Below are 19,734 nucleotides of genomic sequence, written 5' to 3' on the forward strand. Positions count from 1 at the left end.
AACGGCGATGTCTCCAATTTTAGGGGCTGCCGCTTCGGCGGGCAACGACGGGGTTACCAAATGGTTAACGCCTGAAATCCAGGTCCGGCAGCACAACATGCCCATGATAACGCACCAAAAGACCGATGCGCGGCAGGCTGGCAGAGATATCAAAGCCCAGGTGCCCCTCCGGCGTCTCAAACTCCGCCGACGTACTTTGCGGGCAAAGCGCCCGTGGCAGGGGCAGGCCGAACAGACGGGCCTCCTCCACCGAAACCAGAAGCGCGCCTTGCTGCAGCCTGACAGCAAGCTCCAGCTCAATTGGCCCGAACCGTTCCACCGCCCGGCCTCTGCGCGCATCAAAGCGCAAATGCGAGCGGGTCCGGTATTTGCCGAAGCTGCGCTGCCAGATGTGGCCCTTGTCATGCGCGCGGATTTCCAGACGGAACCGGGTTTGCGCCATCGGCGGCGGGAAGCCGGCCAGTCCGGCCAGCAGCCGGGCCCAGCGGCTGCCGCCCTCAACTGTAACCCTGCCTTCGCAATGTGCGGGCGGCTCTGCGTGAAACCGCATCAGCACCGGCGGCACGCCGAGGGCTTGCGACGCGATCATCTCGCCGAAGGCGTCCTTCATGCGCCATATCCCCCCTTGGCAAAGCGGGCGCGGACCTCGGGGCCGGGGATCATGCAGCTGTCAAACCGGCCGAACAGCCGGTACCGGTTGCGGGCGACACTGAAATAGAGCGGGTCCTTCAGCCACCCCGGCAGGAAGCGGCAGGCTGATAGCATCCGCCAAGGCCAGGGCAGCGCCCGCATCGCCGCGGCAAAGGCATCCAGCCGCTGATAGGTGCAGCCATCAACGATCACCAGATTTGTCTCGAAGTCATCCGTGGGCAGGCCAAGCTCCCGGTAAAGCCGCTGCCCCAAAGGGGATTGCGCGGTGGCAAAGGAGAACCGCCCGGCCCGGTCATGGCGCAGCATGAAGCGGAAAAAGCGCGAGCACAGCACGCACTTGCCGTCGAAGACGATGAGGTCACGAATTGTCAGCCGGGACTTCTCCACCGTTCGATGCCTCTTTCAAGCGATCACATTTTCGGTTTCAACCGCACTCCAATTGTACGCTAAAACACGTCCCTGCTCTGACCTCAACCCGGGCCAACCGCTGTGTTTGTCCATGGCTTTCGGCGAAGGTTTCATTTCCCCTGATCTTAAACTCTTCTGATCCACCACAACAGTTGCCACGTCAGGCAAGTTTGCCTGCTCACAGATCGCCCGCACCAAATCCAAAGGAGCGCCAAGCAGCCTGTGCTCGCCCTTACGCCCAATCAGCTCAGCCATTTCTCCGTATGAAACAAATACCTGTTCACTGGACTGCCTCAGTTCAGCATATGCAAGGATTATTCTTTTTGCCCAATATTCGTTAGTCGCCATAAATTCCTCAAAATAGCTTCTTCAAAATGAAAAGGCGCCCCGCGGGGCGCCCTCTTGTTTATTGATCCAGGAAGCTGCGCAGTTTGCGGCTTCGGCTCGGGTGCTTCAGTTTCCGCAAGGCTTTCGCCTCGATTTGGCGGATCCGTTCGCGGGTCACGCTGAACTGCTGGCCGACTTCCTCCAGCGTGTGGTCGGTGTTCATGCCGATGCCGAAACGCATCCGCAGAACCCGTTCCTCACGCGGGGTGAGCGAGGCCAGCACCCGGGTGGTGGTTTCCTTGAGGTTTTCCTGAATGGCGCTGTCGAGCGGCAGCACGGCATTCTTGTCCTCGATGAAATCGCCCAGCTGCGAATCTTCCTCGTCGCCGATCGGGGTTTCCAGCGAGATCGGCTCCTTGGCGATCTTCATCACCTTGCGGACCTTCTCCAGCGGCATCTGCAGCTTGTCGGCCAGTTCCTCCGGGGTCGGCTCGCGGCCGATCTCGTGCAGCATCTGGCGGCCGGTGCGGACCAGCTTGTTGATGGTCTCGATCATGTGGACCGGGATCCGGATGGTGCGGGCCTGGTCGGCAATGGAGCGAGTGATGGCCTGGCGGATCCACCAGGTCGCATAGGTCGAGAACTTGTAGCCGCGGCGGTATTCGAACTTGTCCACCGCCTTCATCAGGCCAATGTTGCCCTCCTGGATCAGGTCCAGGAACTGCAGGCCGCGGTTGGTGTATTTCTTAGCGATCGAGATCACCAGGCGCAGGTTGGCCTCGACCATTTCCTTCTTGGCCTGACGCGCCTCTTTCTCACCCTTCTGAACCTGCTGCACGATGCGGCGGAATTCCGAGATATCCAGACCGACATACTGGCCCACCTGGGCCATGTCGGCGCGCAGCTCTTCAACCTTGTCGGTGGAGCGTTCGATGAACATCTGCCAGCCGCGGCCGGGCTTTTCACCCATCTCGGCCAGCCAGTTCGGATCCAACTCGCGGCCGCGGTAGGCGTCAATGAACTCGCGGCGGTTGATGCGGGCCTGGTCGGCCAGTTTCACCATCGAGCTGTCGATCTGCATGACGCGGCGGTTGATGCCGTACAGCTGGTCGATCAGCGCCTCGATACGGTTGTTGTGCAGGTGCAGGCCGTTCACCAGCTCGACAATTTCCGAACGCAGCGACTGGTAGCGCGCCTCGTCATCGGCGCTGAAGGAACCGTCCTCGTTCAGAGTTGCCGAAATCCGGCTGTCCTGCATTTCGCTGAGTTCGGCGAAGTCGGTGGAGATCCGCTCCAGCGTGACCAGAACCCGGTCTTTGAGCGCAGCTTCCATCGCGGCCAGCGACATGTTGGCCTGCTCGTCGTCATCGTCGTCGTCATCGTCTTTGGAGATCGGGTTGCCGTCGGCATCCAGCTCCGGGCCTTCGTCCTTGGCCGGCTTGGCAGCCGCCACGGCGGAGGTATCGACAACGGGCTCTTCTTCCTCGCCGTCCTCGTCCATCTGGTTGCCAAAGGTGGCTTCCAGGTCGATGACGTCGCGCAGGAGAATGTCCTCAGACAGAAGTTCGTCGTGCCAGATGGTTATCGCCTGGAAGGTCAGCGGGCTTTCGCACAGCCCCAGGATCATCGTGTTGCGGCCCGCCTCGATGCGTTTCGCAATCGCGATCTCGCCTTCGCGGGACAGCAGTTCCACCGAGCCCATCTCGCGCAGGTACATGCGTACCGGGTCGTCGGTGCGGTCCAGCTTCTCGGTCTGGGCGCCGGCCAGCGCAACCTCGCGCGGGCCCTCAGTGGTCACAAGGTCAGTGGTGCCCTTGTTCTCCTCTTCCTCGGCCTCTTCGTCCTCGATGATGTTAATGCCCATCTCGCTGAGCATCGACATCACGTCTTCGATCTGTTCCGAGCTGACCTGATCCGGCGGCAGAACCTGATTGAGCTGATCGTAGGTGATGTAGCCTTTCTCGCGGGCTTCCGCGATCATCTTCTTGACCTGAGCCTGGCTCATGTCGAGGGAGATTTCGGCGTCCTGATCGTCAGGTTTGCGGTCGTCGGTGTCTTTGGCGGCCATTCATTGCTCCATATCAGGGGCTGCGGGGGATGATTCGCTGAGGCGAATCATTAGCGCGATCATCTGATTCGTCACCCCGTTTACCCAATTTTCCTGTGCTCTTCCTTAGCAAAACGCAGAATCACCCTGCGTGTTACTTTTCGGAGAAGCCGATCCGGTCCAAAAGGGCACCGAAGGCGTCGCGCTCATCCCGGTTGAGCCGCGCGCCATTCTTGCCCACATCATAGGTTGCCTTATCCTCATTTTCGCTGCGCACGGCCTTGTTCTTGGCTTCGGCTGCCTGCCGCAGCCGCCAGGTCAGCGCCTCGTCTGCAAGGCCGTCCAAATCCTCTTCGGCTTCCGCCAGCTCCGCGTCCAGCCCGCGCCGCGCTTCGAGTTTTGCGAGTTCCTCGGCCAGGGTCATGCTGGCCAGTTCGGCATCGCCGGGTTTGCGCAGGCAGGGGATGATTGCGACATGGCGAAGGGCAAAGAGGTTTTCAAGGGCATGGGGGCCCAAAGACCAGTCAATTTCCTCGCGCAGCCGGTCCGGAGCGCTGATACCGTGGCGCAGCACCATATCGCGCAATGCCGCCAGATCCGGGTCCGCGCAGTGCAGGCGTTCCAGGCTGGTCTCAAACTCCGGGATCACGTCCGGGGTGGTGATGGCCGTGGCCAGGATCACCGCCTCGCGCATGGAGGCGAAGGATTCATCATCTGCACCCGCCACCAGCGAGGCCCGGGTGGTTGCCCGCGGCTGCGGGATCGGGCCAAAGCCTTTGCCTGGTTTCCAAGACGCGCGGGCGCCGTCGCGGAAGCCGCCGCCCTTGCCGCCCCGCTGCTGGTAGCCGCCCCCCCCGCCGCCACTGTCGCGGCCGCCGCGAAACAGCTGCCAGCGCATCTCCTTGACGTCTTCGCCGTAGTGTTTGCGTATCGACGGGTCGCGGATCAGCTTGATCTTTTCGCGCAGGGCCTTGTCGAGCGCCGCCTTGCGCTCTGGGCTGTCAAAGACCTTGCCGTCCGTCTCCCGCTGCCACAGCAGCTTGACCATCGGCATTGCCTGATCCAGCACCGCCTGCACCGCCTCGGGGCCTTCGGAACGGATCATGTCGTCAGGATCCTTGCCCTCTGGCATGATGGCAAAGCGCAGGGACTTGCCCGCCTCCAAAAGGGGCAGCGCCAGGTCGATCAAGCGCATCGCGGCGCGGATGCCTGCCTTGTCGCCGTCCAGCGCAATGATCGGCTCATCCGACATCCGCCACAGCATCTGCAGCTGATTTTCGGTGATCGCAGTGCCCAGCGGCGCGACCGAGGACTGGAAGCCCCCTTCGGCCAGCGCAATCACATCCATATAGCCTTCGGCCACCACCAGCGTGGAGCCGCGCCCCGACGCGGAACGAGCGGGGCCGTGGTTATACAGGCTGCGGCCCTTGTCGAACAATTCGGTCTCAGGCGAGTTCAGGTATTTGGCGTTGTCGTTGGGGTCCATCGCCCGGCCGCCAAAGGCGATCGCCCGGCCGCGCGCATCGCGGATCGGGAACATGATCCGGTTGCGGAACGTGTCATAAGGCTTGCCGCCCTTGTTCGAGGGCTTGGCCAGCCCGGCGCCAATGATCAGGTCCTCAGGCACGTTCTTGCCGCGCAGCGCATCCCACAGGTTCTGCCAGCCATCCGGGGCAAAGCCGATCTCCCAGCGGTCCAGCGCCTGCGCCGTCATCCCGCGCCGCTGCAGATAGGCGCGGGCATCCTGTGCCGCGCCGGTCTTGAGCTGCAGGCGGAAGAACTGCACCGCCTGCTCCATAACGTCGGCCAGCAGCGCCCGGCGGTCCTGCTTCTCCTGCGCACGCGGGTCGCGCTTGGGCATCTCCATGCCCGCCTCGCCCGCCAGGATCTCAACCGCTTCCATGAAACCGACATTCTCGGTCTCTTGCACAAACTTCAGCGCATCGCCTTTGGCGTGGCAGCCGAAGCAGTAGTAAAACCCCTTGCGGTCCTCGACGTGAAACGACGCGGTCTTTTCGTGGTGGAACGGGCACGGGCTCCAGTAGTCGCCCTTGCCCGGCTGAGATTTACGCTGGTCCCACATGACCTTGCGCCCGACAACATCAGAGATACTGATGCGGGTGCGCAATTCGTCGAGGAAACCGGGCGGCAGCGACATGTCAGTTCGACTGCAGCTGCTGCTGCATCGCCTGGATCTGGTCCCAGTTCTGCAGGCACTGCTCCTCCAGCACGCCCCCCAGATCGACACCGCGCAGATCACGCCGCTTCATCGTGTAAACATGCGCGGCCAGTTGCGGAATGGCATTGGAGAACCGCTCCGGCCACTCTGGCTCGCTGTCCAGAATGACCTGTTCCACCTCTTCCTGCTTCACCCGGTCCAGCCGCGCCTGCTGCACCGCAGCCATGACTTGACCTTGGTATTTGCAGCTTTCTTCTTTGGTTTCAGAAGCATAGGCCGGAGCCGCCAGCAAGGCGGCTGCAAAGGCGATGCGGATCATAGATGCGCTCCGGGAATCAGTTGGTGATTCCCGAAGGTTACCCCCGCGCCGCCACGGCTTCCATGGCTGTTTTCAAATCATGCACAAGCGTTTTCGCCATCGAGCGGAACACCATGATCTGAAACGCCTGCGGGCCGGTGCGGGTCACGGACGCCATCATGTGCTTCAATTCCGCCCGCACCGTATGGCCGCGCTTGAACGTCTGGTTCCGCAGATCCACTGGAACCAGACGCGCCAGCACCTCCTCGGCGCCCTTGCCCTCAAGCTTCACCACGGCCCAGGCGTCGCTCTGATCAGTCAGCGCTGCGTGTTTGGCCAGCTTGGCGTCCGGTGCGGGCCCCATCAGCAGCGCCATGTCCCGGCCAAACCAGACAGCCCGGCTGCCCGCCTTGCCAGTCGCCCGGTTCGGAGCCGGGAACGCCATGCCATGGGCTGCTTCCAGCGCCTTGCTCAGCTTGTCTTGCTGGCCCTTGAACGGTGCCACGGCCCACATCGCACCTGGATGCTCCTCGGTCAGGCTCATGCCGCCGATGGTTGCCGGAACCAGCCCTTCGCAGGGGCTTTTTGCAATCAGTTCAGCCACGGGCACGCCCTCCCTCAGGGTCAAAGAACACAGGCGAGACAACCTCGCACAGGGTATCGACACCGCGCATATGGTCGACCAGACGCACGGTTTCGCCGATGCGGTCCGGGCCTTCCTTGAGGAAAGCCAGCCCGATGGGGTGCCCCAGTGTCGGCGAATAGCCGGCCGAGGTCACATAGCCCTGGTCATAGATCCGCTCGACCGGGTCGCCCGGCGTGAACAGATGCGCACCGGCGGTGATCTCCTTGGCAGCCCCCACGGGTTTCAGCCCCACCATGCGCATCCGGTCTTCGGCCATCAGGCCTTCGCGGGTGGACATTGCCTGGCCCAGAAAGGCCTTCTTCTTGGACATCATCCCCTGCAGGCCCAGGTCAAAGGCCGTCACGGTGCCGTTGATCTCGGCATGGGTGATCAGTCCCTTTTCGATCCGCAGCACATTGAGCGCTTCCATGCCATAGGCACCGCCGCCCATGGCTTCGGCCCGCTTCAGCAGCTCGCGGAACAGGGCCTCGCCATAACGCGCGGGCACCGCAACCTCATAGGCATGCTCGCCCGAGAAGGAGATCCGGAACAAGCGGCCTTTGACGCCCAGCACGGTCGCCTCGCCGCAGCCCATGAAGGGCCAGGTCTCGCCGTTCACTTCCTCGTCCAGCAGCCCGTTCAGCAGCTCCTGCGACTTCGGCCCGGCCACGGCAAACTGCGCCCATTGCTCTGTCACCGAGGTAAAACGCACATCCCATTCCGGGTAAAGCGCCTGGGAAACAAACTCCATATGCGCCATCACCTGCCCCGCAGCAGCGGTGGTGGTGGTCATGACATAGTGGTTTTCGCCCAGCCGCGCAGTGGTGCCGTCGTCCATGACAAAGCCGTCCTCGCGCAGCATCAACCCATAGCGGACCTTGCCCACCTTCAGAGTGCTGAAAGTGTTGGTGTAGAGGAAGTCGAGGAACTTGCCCGCATCAGCCCCCTGGATGTCGATCTTGCCCAGGGTGGAGACATCGCAGATGCCCACCGCTTTGCGCACCAGGGTCACCTCGCGGTCGCAGGACTGGCGCCAATTGGTCTCGCCCGGCTTGGGGAAATAGGCGGCCCGGTACCACAGGCCCACCTCCAGCTGATGCGCCCCGCGGTTGTCGCTCTCGCCATGCGAGGTCAGGAAGCGCTGCGGCTTGAAGCCCTCATCCGTGGCCCCTGCCCCCATCGCGCCCAGCGACACCGGCACAAAGGGCGGACGGAAGGTGGTGGTGCCGGTTTCAGGGATCGTCCGGCCGGTGGCATCCGCCAGCACAGCCAGCGCCGCCACGTTGGAGTTCTTGCCCTGATCGGTCGCCATGCCCTGGGTGGTGTAGCGCTTCATATGCTCGACCGAGCGGAAGTTCTCCACCGCCGCCTGCTTCACATCCTTGACAGTGACGTCGTTCTGGAAGTCGAGCCAGGCGCGGCCCTTGCCGGGCACCGCCCAAAGGGCGGCGATGCGGTAGGGATCATCCTCCGCATCCGGCAGATCGGCAGCCGCGGATTTCAGGCCCAGCGCTTCCAGTACCTTGCCAGCAGCCTCAGCGCCCTCGCGCAGAGCACCAGCAGTGGAGAAGGTGCCGTTGCAGGCGCCTGCTGTAACCATGCCAGGTACTGCGCCCTCGGTCGGCACAAAGGCCAGCGCCTCGCGGTTCCACTGCGGGCGGCTGTTTAGATGACAGGTCAGATGCACAGACGGGTTCCAGCCGCCGGACATCGCCAGGCAGTCGGTCTGGATCTTCTCCTCGCCCTTGACCGAGCGCACGGTGATGCTCTCGATCCGCTGGCGGCCTGCACTGCCACAAACCTGTGCGCCCTTGATCACCTGATAGGGGCCATCGACCGGAGCATCATGGCGGCTGTCGATCACCGCCGCGATATGCACGCCCGCCTCATGCAGGTCCCGCGCGGTGCGGTGGGCCTGGTCGTTGTTGGCAAACAGCGTCACCCGTTCGCCCGGCGCCACGCCCCAGCGGTTCAGATAGGCACGCACGGCACCGGCCATCATGATGCCGGGCCGGTCGTTGTTGCGGAAAGCCACCGGACGCTCGATTGCGCCGGCTGCCAGCACTGCGTGCTTGGCTGCAATCCGCCAGAAGCATTCACGCGGCAGATGGCTGCCCTTCAGCGAATGCCGCCGCGGCAGATGGTGCGAGACCCGTTCCAGCGCGCCATAGGTGCCCTGGTCATAAGCGCCGGTGATAGCGGTGCGGGTCATCAGCCGCACATTGTCCATCGCCTCCAGTTCGGCCAGCACTTCAGCGGCCCATTCATGGCCCGGCTTGCCGCCGATCTCCTCGCGCTCCGCCAGCAGGCGGCCGCCCATGCGGCTGTCTTCCTCGGCCAGGATCACATCCGCACCAGCGCGGCCAGCGGTCAGCGCGGCCATCAGGCCCGCAGGGCCGGAACCGATCACCAGCACATCGCAGAAGGCAAAGGCCTTCTCATAGGTGTCGCGGTCCGCCTCGCCCGACAACGCGCCCAATCCCGCAGCATTGCGGATCATCGGCTCGTATACTTTCTCCCAGAAAGCCGCAGGCCACATGAAAGTCTTGTAGTAGAACCCCGCACCAAAGAACGGCGCCGCCAGGTCATTCACCGCCATCACGTCGCGCTCAACCGACGGCCAGCAGTTCTGGCTGCGTGCTTCCAGCCCCTCAAACAGCTCTTGCTGGGTGGCGCGGATGTTCGGGTCCTGCTCGCCGCCGGTGCCAACGGTGACCAGCGCGTTCGGTTCCTCGCTGCCTGCGGTCAGCACACCGCGCGGGCGGTGGTATTTGAACGACCGCCCCATCAGATGCACATCATTGGCCAGCAGCGCCGAGGCCAGAGTGTCGCCCTCCAGCCCCATCATGTGGCGGCCATTGAAGCCGAACGTGATAGGCTTGGCGCCCTGGTTCAAACCTTTTCCGGGAAGTCTCATTTCTCACCTCCCAGCCCGGCCTCAGAGGCCAGCTGCACATCCAGGATCTCATGGGTCGCGGTATTGCGGGTGACCTTCAGCCAGGAATTGCAGCCCATCTCGTGATACCACAGCTCATCCAGTGCCCCTGCCGGGTTCTCGCGCAGATGCACGTACTCATGCCAGGCATCCAGATCGGCGCCCTCGGCCGGGCGCACCAGCGCAGCACCTTTGTAATAGAACTCGCGGCGGTCCCTTTCGCCGCAGACCGGACAAGTGATCCTCATGACCAGCGCCCTTTCATCTTGCAGAAAATACTCCCGCCGGAGGCAAGCCCGGCGCACTCAAAACGCTTAGTGCAGATTATGCTGCGCACCGGTCCCCTCCTCATCCATCAGGCCCACGCCGCTGCGGAAGCGGTTCAGTTTCAGCTTCGTGGCCGCGCCATGCGGCCGGTCGGTGGCAATCAGATGCGCATAGACATGGCCTGACCCTGGCGTCGCCTTGAAGCCGCCGTAGCACCAGCCGCAGTTCAGGTAGAGGCCGTCAATGGGCGAATGATCGATAATGGGTGAGCCATCCGGCGTCATGTCCATGATGCCGCCCCAGCTGCGCAAGAGCCGCGCCTTGCTGAGGGCCGGCACCATCGCCACAAAACTCTCCATCGTGTGCTCCACCATCGGCAGGTTCCCGCGCGCGGCGTAAGAGCTGTAGAAGTCCAGGTAGCTGCCGAACACCATGCCGCCCTTGTCGGACTGGCTGATGTAGAGGTGCCCCTCGGCAAAAGTGATGACGTGATCCACGATCGGTTTCAGCCCTTCTGAAACAAAGGCCTGCAGCACATGGCTTTCAATCGGCAGCGTGAGCCCCGCCATCGCCGCAACCTGGCCCGAGCGGCCAGCTGCGGCCAGCGCCACTTTCTTGGCACGGATCGGGCCGCGGGCGGTCTGGACACCCACCACTTTGCCGTCTTTGACGTCGATGCCGGTCACTTCGCAGTTCTGGATCAGATCCACCCCGCGCATGTCAGCGCCGCGGGCATAGCCCCAGGCCACCGCATCATGGCGGGCAGTCCCCGCCCGGCGCTGCATCAGCCCGCCCATGATCGGGAAGCGGTTGTTCTCGAAATTCAGGAACGGCGCCAGTTCGCGCACCTGCTCACGGCTCAGGATCTCGGCATCGTCGCCCTGATTGACAATCGAGTTGCCGCGGCGCACCGCAGCATCGCGCTGGCCGTCATTGTGGAACAGGTTGATGATGCCGCGCTGGGACATCATTGCGTTGTAGTTCAGGTCCTGCTCCATCCCCTCCCACAGTTTCAGCGAGTGGGAATAGAATTCCGAGTTGCCCGGCAGGTAGTAGTTGGCGCGCACAATGGTGGTGTTGCGCCCCACGTTGCCGCCGCCAAGATAGCCTTTCTCGAGCACCGCAACATTGTTGATGCCGTGCTCCTTGGCCAGGTAATAAGCCGTCGCCAGCCCGTGGCCGCCGCCGCCAATGATCACAACATCATATTCGGATTTGGGCTCAGGGTCCCGCCAATGGGGCTTCCACCCCTTGTTTCCGGTGAGCCCCTCTTTGAGCACACGCCAGCCCGAAAACCGCATGTCGTCCCTCCCCGTCAAATCGCTTTCCGCTGCCCGGAAAATCTGCGGCCCGGGCCTTGGCGGCATTGCTAACTGCTTTCGCCTGCCGCTCCTAGCCCCAAGGTACAATTTGCGGCAGTTCAGCACGGCTTTGCCGCAATTCACACAAACTGGTCACTTGTGTCTAGTAATAAATACGACACCGGACGACGTATTGCGTGCCGCGCATGAAAAAGGGGCAGAGAGTTTCCTCTCTGCCCCGGATGCCTGCCAGTACCTGCTGATGATCAGAGGCCCTTGGCGTGATAGCTCTTGGCGACCTTGTCGATCGACACCAGATATGCGGCGGTGCGCAAGTCGGTTACGTCGTCCCGGCTATGCCAGACTTCGCGCATCGACTGATAGGCCACCCGCATGGTGTCATCGAGGCCCGAGCGCACCAGCTCCAGTTCGCCCGCGCCCTTCAGATACTTGTCCTTGAAGTTCGGCGACATCGACCAGGTATCGCCCATCACGTCATCCAGGCGCTGCAATTCGTCAATCACCAGCTGGTGGCGCGCCTCTTCCTGGCGACGCTGCATGCGGCCAAAACGGATATGGGACAGGTTTTTCACCCACTCGAAGTAAGACACTGTCACACCGCCTGCGTTGGCGTACATGTCCGGAATGATCACGCAGCCCTTGTCGCGCAGGATCTCATCCGCGCCGGCGGTGACCGGGCCGTTTGCAGCCTCGATGATCAGCGGCGCCTTGACGCGCTCGGCGTTGGAGAGGTTGATCACCCCCTCCAGGGCCGCCGGGATCAGGATGTCGCAGTCCTCTTCCAGCAGCTTGGCGCCGTCTTCAAGATACTGCGCATCCGGATAACCGGTCACGCCGCCATTCTTGATGATCCAGTTGCGCACCGCCTCAACGTCGAGACCATCGGCATTATACAGGCCGCCATCGCGTTCGATAATGCCGGTGATCCGCGAGCCGTCCTCCTCGGCCAGAAACTTGGCCGCGTGGTAGCCCACGTTGCCAAGGCCCTGCACGATGATGCGTTTGCCGTCCAAAGTGCCGGACAGACCCGCAGCGGCCTTGTCTTCCTCATAGCGGAAGAACTCACGCAGGGCGTATTGCACGCCGCGGCCCGTCGCCTCGACCCGGCCCGAGATGCCGCCGGCATTCAGCGGCTTGCCGGTAACGCAGGCCTTGGCGTTGATGTCAGTGGTGTTCATCCGCGCGTACTGATCGGCAATCCAGGCCATCTCGCGCTCGCCGGTGCCCATGTCAGGCGCGGGCACGTTCTGTGACGGGTTGATCAGGTCGCGCTTGGCCAGCTCATAGGCAAAGCGGCGGGTGATCAGCTCCAGCTCATGCTCTTCATATTCGCGCGGGTCGATGCACAAACCGCCCTTGGAGCCGCCGAACGGCGCCTCCACCAGCGCACATTTGTAAGTCATCAGCGCGGCCAGCGCCTCAACCTCATCCTGGTTCACACCGGTGGCATAGCGGATGCCGCCCTTCACAGGCTCCATATGCTCGGAATGAACCGAGCGGTAGCCGGTGAACGTATGCATGGCGCCGCGCAGGCGCACCCCGAAACGCACCGTGTAGGTCGCGTTGCAGACGCGGATCTTCTCTTCCAGCCCGGGCGGCAGGTCCATCAGGGAAACGGCCCGGTTAAACATCAGGTCCACGCTCTCGCGGAAGCTCGGCTCTGTGCGGCTGGTCATATAAAATTCTCTCCGTGCTCAAACATCGACTCGCTGCCGATGATGGGTTCACTCTATGCAGAGAAGATTAAGGAGTGCGACCTTTTTGACCATTTTCAGCGGAAAAGATTCGCATTTTAGCCAAAGGTTCACGATTCGCCTCTTCTGCACAGGCGATTGTCGCCAAACCCGAGACAACGCAAGCGGGTTTTCGAGGATTGAAGACTCAAGCCATTATAATTGAAGCTTTTTCGGCGCAAAGGCGCCCCATTTCCGCCACCTTTACCAAGCATTAATAAGTGTAAATTCCGCTGCTAAAAGCCGTGCTGAGCCGTTCCGCAGCCGGCGGGGGTATTTAGATGAGTACACGCCACAAGAATTCCACAGCGCTGAGCAATCCGCTCGTGCTGCGCTGCCTGTCCAAGGCAAAAGCCTTCCGCCAGGAAGAAGACGGCATGATGGCCAAGCTGATGATCTCGACCTTCCTTGCGATGCTGGCTGTCGGCGGTATCGGGGTCGATCTGATGCGGATGGAACGCGACCGGACCATGCTGCAGTACACGCTGGACCGCGCCGCCCTGGCTGCGGCCGACCTTGACCAGCAAAACACCCCCGACGCAGTGGTTCTGGATTACCTCACAAAATCGGGGCTGCAGGAGTATTATCAGACCCCATGGTGGGACTCCGGCCTTGGTTTCAAAAAGGTGGAGGCCACGATTGATGCCACCTTCCCGGCGCATCTGCTGAAGTTCGCCGGCGGCGACGACATGCCGATCACAGCCACCTCGCGCGCCGAGGAAAGCATTGACGGGGTCGAAATATCGATGGTTCTGGACGTGTCCGGCTCGATGAATTCGAACAGCCGCCTGGACAATCTGCAAATCGCAGCCAAGGACTTTGTCGACACGATGGTGGCCAATACCACCGACGGGAAAATGTCGATCTCAATCGTGCCCTACGCGACACAGGTGTCGATTCCGGAAGCACTGTATGACCAGTACAATATTTCAACTCCGACCGGTCCAAGCGGTACGATCTATTCCCGCTGTGTAAACTTCGCATCGTCGGATTTTCAGTCGGCTTCTTTGTCTACGACCACAGAGCTTGAAGGCACCATGCATTTCACTCCGTGGTCCAGCGTTGACAGGCGCAGCGATGACTCACGGCTGGTCAGTTCTCCAGTCTGCGTCGAGTCGTCCGACACCAGCCGCGCAATCCTGCCGTTCCAGAAGGATGCTGACACGCTCAAGGCCTTCATTGACAGCCTTTGGGGCGGTGGCAACACGTCCATTGATATTGGCATGAAGTGGGGCACGGCTTTGCTCGACCCCTCTGCCCGCCCGGCCATCAGCGCGCTAAGCGGCAGCGGTGACGTTCCAGCAGATTTTTCCGCCCGGCCTTCGGCCTATACCGACTCCGATACGGTCAAGGTCTTGGTCCTGATGACGGACGGCCAGAACACCTCGCAATACTATATCGAGGATGACCACCGGGAGGGAGACTCGAACGTTTGGTATACGGTCTCGGACGATGGGACAGGTGTGTACACAACGCTAAACCCTGCAACCGGCAATTATTACTGGCACAATGGCGGCGGCTGGCAGGATCATGTCTTCGGGCAAGGCAACGACACCGTCTGCACCAAATACTACTACGGCTCCTGCACAGCTACAGTTACCGAAAGCGGCACGCCCAACCGGCTCAGCTATGCAGATCTGTTTGCCGATACACCCCTGAAGTACCTGTTCAAATACATCTACGACGACTGGATGAACTACTACGATGCGCGGGACGAATGGTACTACGGTGTCTACGACTACTACGGGAACTCGACCAAGAACACCCGCACCCGCAATATCTGCCAGGCGGCCAAAGACCAGGGGATCATCGTCTATACGATCGGCTTTGAGGCCCCCAGCAACGGCGTCGCCGTGCTGCAGGACTGCGCCAGCTCCGACTCCCATTACTTCGACGTGAACGGGCTCGAGATCGCTGACGCCTTCGCCTCGATCGCAACGTCCATCCGCCAGCTGAGGCTGACCCAATGACCCGCCGTTACACCAGCATCCTGCGCCGTTTCCGGGCCCAAGAGGACGGCACCTCGACCGTGGAGTTCGCCATCCTTGTCCCCGCCTTCATCATGATCCTGATGTCGACGGTGGAGCTTGGGCTGATCAACCTGCGTCATTCGCAGCTGGAACGGGCACTGGACCAGACCGTGCGCAACATCCGCCTGACCACCGGCGCCGACCAGCAGCATGATGACATCCGCGACGAGGTCTGCGACCGGTCCGGATTTATCCAGGAGTGCAACACCTCGCTGCGGCTGGAAATGGTCCAAGTCGATCCGTTCAACTGGACTCCCATTGACGCCGACCCGGACTGTGTCAACCGCATTGAGGACGTGCAGCCCGTCCGCAACTTCGTCAGCGGCCAGTCTAACGAGCTGATGCTGATCCGCGCCTGCATGAAGTTCAAGCCGATCTTCCCCACTTGGGGTCTGGGCGACAGCCTCTCCAAGGACGCCGACGGCCGGATCAGCCTGGTTGCATCATCCGCATTTGTTCAGGAACCGAGGTAAGCCATGCTGACAGCCCTGACACACAATCTTTCTGCAAACACCCGGCCCGGCCGGCTGCAGGCCTTCCTGCGCCGCACGGATGGCAACGTCTCCATCGAGTTTGCCTTCTATGCACCGCTTCTGCTGGCCCTGTTTGCCTCCATCTACACATTCTTCGACGCGTTCCGCCGCGACAGCGTCAACCTCAAGGCAGCCTACACAATTTCAGATTTGATCTCGCGGGAGACCACGGCGATCAACGATGCCTATCTCGACAGCATGTTTGAAATGGCCAAACTGCTGATCCGCTCGGATTCGCAGCTTGGCCTGCGAGTATCAGTGATCCGCTGGGATGACGGCGACAACAAATATTATGTGGACTGGTCCTCGGTCCGCGGCACATCAGAAACAATCTGGACGGACGGCACCATCAACACCGTGTCCAGCAAACTGCCGGATATGCCGGATCAGGAACGGGTCATCCTTGTTGAAACCTTCAACGAGATGGAACCGGCCTTCAACATCGGCCTGCCGACCCTGGATCTGGACAACTTCATCTTCACCCGCCCGCGTTTTGCACCGCTGGTCGCCTTTGAAGGCACCGCCACCGGGTCCGGTGACCACAACGACGGCGGTGAAGGCATCGATTAACGGGCCGGGGCCCGCTACAAATCCTGGTTGCGCTGCGCGAGCAGTGCGGCCAGGATTTCCGACATTGCCTTGCCCTGCGATCCCGGCGTCACACCGCCAATGCCGATCCGGCGGCCGGCACGCCACCACAGCCCTGGCATCCAGGCCCGGGCGCTGCTTGCCCGGGTACGGATCAGAAAACCGTTTGACGGTTTAAAGGCAAAGAAGCCGCGGTCGATGGCTTCGATCTCCTCCACCTTCACGATCAGCTGCCCGTCGGAGCAGCGCAGTTCCTCTGCCGTCAGCTCGATCCGGTGCACCGTCGCCTGCCACATCCGCACCGCCAGCCACAGCGCTGCCGCGCCCACGGCCAGCAGGAACACCAGCCAGGCCGGCGACGGCGGTGCCGAGAATGAGACATAGACCAGGATGCAGCCAACGGCCCCTAGCATTGCCGTGCCCATGACCCGGCGCGGCGCCGAAGCTTCAATCGTTGCCAGAACTTCGCTGCTCATCACCTGCTCCCTTTGCTTGCCTGCCCGGCATAAACCGGCAGCGCAAAAGAAAACAGCCCCCGCCTGCGCGGGAGCTGCTTGAAGCCGTGCAGTTTGGGGAAACTTACTCCGCAGCAGCGCGGCGCACGACCACCTCGTAGCCGGGCTCTTCCGGCTCATCGTCGATCAGTTCCTGCGGGAAGCCCGGCGCGGTGATCGACAGGCCGGTGGCCTCTTCCAGGCGCTCGATCATGCGGTCGGACTGCGCCCGCTCGCCGTAGCGGCGCTGGCCGTCCTTCATCATCTCGATCATCAGCGGCGACAGCTCAAGCGGCACGTTGTTGCGGTCGGCCAGGGTCTGGAACAGGCCGATGTCCTTCATCACCAGATCCATGGTGAAGTTCACATCCCGCGAACCCGACAGGATCAGCTGGCTTTCGGTCTCATGCGCAAAGGAGGTGCCCGAGGACATCGAGATCGCCTCGAACGTCATGCCCAGATCCATGCCGCAGGCCTTCATCACTGTCAGCGCTTCCATGACCGCCAGCAGGTTCATGTTGGCCAGGTAGTTGGTCATCACCTTCAGGACCGAGGAGTTGCCGATCTCGCCCACATGCAGAATGCGGCGGCCCATGGTGGTCAGGATCGGCAGAATGCGTTCAAAGGTGGCGCGCTCGCAGCCTGCGTAGATCGAGATGTTGCCGGTGCCCGCCCGGTGGCAGCCGCCCGATACCGGGCAGTCGACCGGCTCGCCGCCGCGTTCCGCCACCAGCGCGCCGAGGCGCTTCACCTCTTCCACGTCGGTGGTGGACATTTCCATCCAGACCTTGCCCGGCTGCACATGCGGGATCATTTCGGACACCACCGCATCGGACGCCGCCGGGCTCGGCAGGCAGGTGATCACCGCATCGCAATCCTGCATCATCTGCGCCGGGCTGCCGCCCGCCTTGGCGCCGCGCTCCACAAAGGACTGCACCAGGTCTGCGTCCAGATCGTGCACGGTCACATCCAGACCGTTGCGCACCAGGCTGCCCGCCAGTTTGCCGCCCACGTTGCCAAGGCCAATGAAGCCGACTTTCATATCCGTTGCCATTTTGAGTGTCTCCTCCCGGGGAATTCGTCTGCGATATGGCTAGCTTGACCTCAGCCAAAACAAAAACGAATAATAACGCGGTATGACCCCGGAATTTTTTGCAACACTATGTCCGATCTTCCTAACCTGGTTTGGCTGCGCGCCTTTGAGGCCGCCGCCCGTTTGCAAAGCTTTACTGCTGCAGCCGAGGAATTGGGGCTGACCCAGGCCGCGGTCAGCCACCAGGTGCGCAGCCTGGAGAAAAGCTTTGGCATCACCCTGTTCACCCGCCGCGCCCGCCATCTGGAGCTGACAGAACTGGGCCACGCCTATTACCCGTCGGTTGCGCAGGCCCTCACCGACATTGCCTATTCGACACGCGGGCTGCTGGGCCATGCGCAGACCCGCACGGTCACACTGCGGGCTCCTGTCTCGACTGCCGTTTTGTGGATCGCGCCGCGGCTGGGCACGTTTCATGCTGCCCACCCGCATATCCGCATCCGTCTGATCTCAGCCGTCTGGGCCGACAGCACTCAGGACGAAGACGTGGACATCGACCTCCGTCTGGGACCTTCAGGCTGGTTCGACCGGCGCGCGCACCTTTTGTCCACCGAGAGCGTGATCCCGGTGGCGCAGCCGCAGCTGGCGCAGAATTTGCAATCAGTGGACCAGCTGTTCGACCAGACGCTGATCCATATCCACGGCTATCAGGATCACTGGCTGCGCCTGTCTGAACAGGAAGGCGTGCCGCTCAAAGACCGCAGCGCACCGCTATATGTGGACACATCGCTTGCTGCAATCGAGATGGCGGCGGCGGGCGCCGGGGTGGCCATGCTGATGCGCCGCTATGCCGAGCTGCCCTTGCTGCAGGGGCGGCTGGCACCAGTGCTGGGCGCAGTGATCCCCATGGGCCAGGGCCACTATTTGATGCCCGCTGCCGGAGAAGCCCCGAACAGCGCCGAAGTGGCCATGGTGCGGGACTGGATCGTGTCCTTGTTCTGTTAATTAACCTCGCGCGGTCCCTTGCCCGCACGCCCATTGCCCGATAGCGTCCGCCCATGCCCTGGCCACAGAACACCCCGCCTCAGCGCGACGGCGATGCAGCCGCAGGGATCGAAGTCACCGATGACTTCGAGCGGTTCACGCAGCGCAACGACATCTTCACCCGCGCCTTCTGGGACGAGCGGGTCAAGTCCAAGCACACTGCCAAGTTCTTCTCCTCCTACCGGATGGAGGCAGCGCCCCGCCGCGGCGACGGCTTTACCCAGCGCGATTTTGCGCTGCGCAATGCCGCCTGGCTGATTTCCGACGTGGTCTCCTGCCGCCGCGCCAAGGACGGCATCCGCGAAGGCTTCCAGGCCGCGATCCGCCCCGACACGCCGGTGGCCAAGGACGCGCTGGAAATCGACGACCCCGCCAAGATGTCCGCCGAGGTCAAGCGCATTGCAGAATTCTTCGGCGCCGATCTTTGCGGCATCACCGACATGGACGAACGCTGGCTTTACACCGCCCGCGTTGACGCCCGCGACATGTCCGAGGCGCCGCATGATCTGCCGGACGGGCTGAACAGCGTGATCGTTCTGGGCCATGAGATGGACAAGGAACTGGTCGCCACCTACCCCTCTGCCCTGGCGGGTGCCGCAACAGGCCGCGAATACAGCCACGAAGCCTCGATTGTCATGCAGCTCGCCGCCTATATCCGCAACCTGGGCTATGAGGCAGTGCCGTCGATGAATGACACCGGCCTGGTGATCCCCTACGCGGTGAAGGCGGGTCTTGGCGAATACGCCCGCAACCAGATGGTGATCACGCCGGAGTTCGGCCCGCGCCTGCGGTTCTCCAAGATCTTCACCAACCTGCCTCTGGCCCATGATGTGCCGCAGCCCCTGGGCGTGAAAGACTTCTGCAGCATCTGCACCAAATGCGCCGATGCCTGTCCGGTGAAAGCGCTGCCTTACGGGGAGCCTTCAACTGACACCGCCAATGTCTCGGCCATCAAGGGCGTGAAGAAATGGACTTCTGACGCAGAAAAGTGTTTTTCCTTCTGGGCCAAGATGGCCTCGGACTGCGCCATCTGCATGCGGGTCTGCCCATTCAACCGCGACTATTCCAAGCGGCGCAACCGGCTGTGGCTGAGACTGGCGCTAAGCCCCCTGCGCAAGCTGGCGCTGCGGCTCGCTGGAAAACACGGGCAGCGCACCAAGCCCGCCGAGTGGTGGGACAAGGCAGCAAACACCCCGGCGGAGTGAGTATAGCCGCGGGCT

Annotated in this window: 18 protein-coding genes; 5 read left to right on the forward strand and 13 right to left on the reverse strand. The window is 62.2% G+C overall.

Going from position 1 to position 19,734, the window contains the following annotated elements:
* Positions 1-64: 64 nt before the first annotated feature.
* The 11 genes from RA20_RS22290 to RA20_RS22340 all read right to left on the reverse strand — a co-directional run bounded on the left by RA20_RS22290 (position 65) and on the right by RA20_RS22340 (position 12,735).
* Positions 65-610 carry a DUF4166 domain-containing protein gene (locus RA20_RS22290; RefSeq protein ID WP_039134136.1) on the reverse strand — a complete coding sequence of 182 codons (546 nt, stop codon included), beginning with the start codon at positions 608-610 and terminating at the stop codon, positions 65-67.
* Positions 607-1,038: a thiol-disulfide oxidoreductase DCC family protein gene (locus RA20_RS22295; RefSeq protein ID WP_039134139.1), complete on the reverse strand. Its 432-nt coding sequence runs from the start codon at positions 1,036-1,038 to the stop codon at positions 607-609. Before RA20_RS22295 ends, RA20_RS22290 begins: the two co-directional genes overlap by 4 nt.
* 15 nt (positions 1,039-1,053) lie before the next feature.
* On the reverse strand, positions 1,054-1,407 hold the full coding sequence (locus RA20_RS22300; protein WP_039134142.1) for a hypothetical protein: 354 nt from the start codon (positions 1,405-1,407) through the stop codon (positions 1,054-1,056).
* Between the two features lie 58 nt (positions 1,408-1,465).
* Positions 1,466-3,454, reverse strand: a complete 1,989-nt coding sequence (rpoD, locus tag RA20_RS22305; RefSeq protein WP_039134144.1) for an RNA polymerase sigma factor RpoD — start codon at positions 3,452-3,454, stop codon at positions 1,466-1,468.
* Between the two features lie 133 nt (positions 3,455-3,587).
* Positions 3,588-5,591 (reverse strand): DNA primase, encoded by a 2,004-nt coding sequence (dnaG, locus tag RA20_RS22310; protein ID WP_039134147.1) that lies wholly within the window; start codon positions 5,589-5,591, stop codon positions 3,588-3,590.
* A gap of 1 nt (position 5,592) precedes the next feature.
* The gene (locus tag RA20_RS22315) at positions 5,593-5,931 is read right to left on the reverse strand and encodes a hypothetical protein (RefSeq protein WP_039134150.1); all 339 of its coding nucleotides are present in this window, start codon (positions 5,929-5,931) and stop codon (positions 5,593-5,595) included.
* A 37-nt stretch (positions 5,932-5,968) separates the two neighbouring features.
* A complete protein-coding gene (locus RA20_RS22320; RefSeq protein ID WP_039134153.1) occupies positions 5,969-6,514 on the reverse strand; it encodes a sarcosine oxidase subunit gamma in 546 nt (181 codons plus the stop codon).
* Positions 6,507-9,452, reverse strand: coding sequence for a sarcosine oxidase subunit alpha family protein (locus tag RA20_RS22325; RefSeq protein WP_039134157.1), 2,946 nt, complete (start codon positions 9,450-9,452; stop codon positions 6,507-6,509). The genes RA20_RS22320 and RA20_RS22325 overlap by 8 nt, the downstream gene beginning before the upstream one ends.
* Positions 9,449-9,718 (reverse strand): sarcosine oxidase subunit delta, encoded by a 270-nt coding sequence (locus tag RA20_RS22330; RefSeq protein WP_039134160.1) that lies wholly within the window; start codon positions 9,716-9,718, stop codon positions 9,449-9,451. The genes RA20_RS22325 and RA20_RS22330 overlap by 4 nt, the downstream gene beginning before the upstream one ends.
* Before the next feature lie 66 nt (positions 9,719-9,784).
* Positions 9,785-11,038 (reverse strand): sarcosine oxidase subunit beta family protein, encoded by a 1,254-nt coding sequence (locus tag RA20_RS22335; protein ID WP_039134163.1) that lies wholly within the window; start codon positions 11,036-11,038, stop codon positions 9,785-9,787.
* Between the two features lie 266 nt (positions 11,039-11,304).
* Positions 11,305-12,735 (reverse strand): Glu/Leu/Phe/Val family dehydrogenase, encoded by a 1,431-nt coding sequence (locus RA20_RS22340; RefSeq protein WP_039134166.1) that lies wholly within the window; start codon positions 12,733-12,735, stop codon positions 11,305-11,307.
* A 338-nt stretch (positions 12,736-13,073) separates the two neighbouring features.
* On the opposite strand from RA20_RS22340, the gene RA20_RS22345 reads away from it, so the two are divergent.
* Genes RA20_RS22345 through RA20_RS22355 form a run of 3 tightly spaced genes read left to right on the forward strand, consistent with a single transcriptional unit; the run spans position 13,074 to position 15,925 of the window.
* Complete coding sequence (locus tag RA20_RS22345; protein ID WP_039134169.1) at positions 13,074-14,762, forward strand: pilus assembly protein TadG-related protein; 1,689 nt, start codon at positions 13,074-13,076, stop codon at positions 14,760-14,762.
* Positions 14,759-15,295, forward strand: a complete 537-nt coding sequence (locus RA20_RS22350) for a TadE/TadG family type IV pilus assembly protein (protein ID WP_039134172.1) — start codon at positions 14,759-14,761, stop codon at positions 15,293-15,295. The genes RA20_RS22345 and RA20_RS22350 overlap by 4 nt, the downstream gene beginning before the upstream one ends.
* A gap of 3 nt (positions 15,296-15,298) precedes the next feature.
* A complete protein-coding gene (locus RA20_RS22355) occupies positions 15,299-15,925 on the forward strand; it encodes a TadE/TadG family type IV pilus assembly protein (protein WP_052249130.1) in 627 nt (208 codons plus the stop codon).
* Positions 15,926-15,939: 14 nt separating this feature from the next.
* Here RA20_RS22355 and RA20_RS22360 read toward each other — a convergent pair whose 3' ends face one another.
* Together RA20_RS22360 and RA20_RS22365 are read right to left on the reverse strand one after the other, a co-directional pair.
* The gene (locus RA20_RS22360; protein ID WP_039134174.1) at positions 15,940-16,419 is read right to left on the reverse strand and encodes a hypothetical protein; all 480 of its coding nucleotides are present in this window, start codon (positions 16,417-16,419) and stop codon (positions 15,940-15,942) included.
* Between the two features lie 103 nt (positions 16,420-16,522).
* Positions 16,523-17,491 carry an NAD(P)-dependent oxidoreductase gene (locus RA20_RS22365; RefSeq protein ID WP_342586158.1) on the reverse strand — a complete coding sequence of 323 codons (969 nt, stop codon included), beginning with the start codon at positions 17,489-17,491 and terminating at the stop codon, positions 16,523-16,525.
* A gap of 108 nt (positions 17,492-17,599) precedes the next feature.
* Here RA20_RS22365 and RA20_RS22370 point away from each other — a divergent pair, with 108 nt between their 5' ends.
* Positions 17,600-18,475: a LysR substrate-binding domain-containing protein gene (locus RA20_RS22370; RefSeq protein ID WP_039134176.1), complete on the forward strand. Its 876-nt coding sequence runs from the start codon at positions 17,600-17,602 to the stop codon at positions 18,473-18,475.
* Between the two features lie 53 nt (positions 18,476-18,528).
* Positions 18,529-19,719 carry a reductive dehalogenase gene (locus RA20_RS22375; protein ID WP_039134178.1) on the forward strand — a complete coding sequence of 397 codons (1,191 nt, stop codon included), beginning with the start codon at positions 18,529-18,531 and terminating at the stop codon, positions 19,717-19,719.
* The last annotated feature ends 15 nt before the right edge of the window (positions 19,720-19,734 follow it).

Source organism: Leisingera sp. ANG-Vp (genome assembly GCF_000813725.1).
In the GTDB taxonomy this organism is placed as follows: Bacteria; Pseudomonadota; Alphaproteobacteria; order Rhodobacterales; family Rhodobacteraceae; genus Leisingera.

Coding starts and splice junctions, on each gene's coding strand:
- RA20_RS22290 (WP_039134136.1), bottom strand. CDS start 610: ATGAAGGACGCCTTCGGCGAGATGATCGCGTCGCAAGCCCTCGGCGTG.
- RA20_RS22300 (WP_039134142.1), bottom strand. CDS start 1,407: ATGGCGACTAACGAATATTGGGCAAAAAGAATAATCCTTGCATATGCT.
- rpoD (WP_039134144.1), bottom strand. CDS start 3,454: ATGGCCGCCAAAGACACCGACGACCGCAAACCTGACGATCAGGACGCC.
- dnaG (WP_039134147.1), bottom strand. CDS start 5,591: ATGTCGCTGCCGCCCGGTTTCCTCGACGAATTGCGCACCCGCATCAGT.
- RA20_RS22315 (WP_039134150.1), bottom strand. CDS start 5,931: ATGATCCGCATCGCCTTTGCAGCCGCCTTGCTGGCGGCTCCGGCCTAT.
- RA20_RS22325 (WP_039134157.1), bottom strand. CDS start 9,452: ATGAGACTTCCCGGAAAAGGTTTGAACCAGGGCGCCAAGCCTATCACG.
- RA20_RS22330 (WP_039134160.1), bottom strand. CDS start 9,718: ATGAGGATCACTTGTCCGGTCTGCGGCGAAAGGGACCGCCGCGAGTTC.
- RA20_RS22335 (WP_039134163.1), bottom strand. CDS start 11,038: ATGCGGTTTTCGGGCTGGCGTGTGCTCAAAGAGGGGCTCACCGGAAAC.
- RA20_RS22340 (WP_039134166.1), bottom strand. CDS start 12,735: ATGACCAGCCGCACAGAGCCGAGCTTCCGCGAGAGCGTGGACCTGATG.
- RA20_RS22345 (WP_039134169.1), top strand. CDS start 13,074: ATGAGTACACGCCACAAGAATTCCACAGCGCTGAGCAATCCGCTCGTG.
- RA20_RS22350 (WP_039134172.1), top strand. CDS start 14,759: ATGACCCGCCGTTACACCAGCATCCTGCGCCGTTTCCGGGCCCAAGAG.
- RA20_RS22355 (WP_052249130.1), top strand. CDS start 15,299: ATGCTGACAGCCCTGACACACAATCTTTCTGCAAACACCCGGCCCGGC.
- RA20_RS22360 (WP_039134174.1), bottom strand. CDS start 16,419: ATGAGCAGCGAAGTTCTGGCAACGATTGAAGCTTCGGCGCCGCGCCGG.
- RA20_RS22365 (WP_342586158.1), bottom strand. CDS start 17,491: ATGGCAACGGATATGAAAGTCGGCTTCATTGGCCTTGGCAACGTGGGC.
- RA20_RS22370 (WP_039134176.1), top strand. CDS start 17,600: ATGTCCGATCTTCCTAACCTGGTTTGGCTGCGCGCCTTTGAGGCCGCC.
- RA20_RS22375 (WP_039134178.1), top strand. CDS start 18,529: ATGCCCTGGCCACAGAACACCCCGCCTCAGCGCGACGGCGATGCAGCC.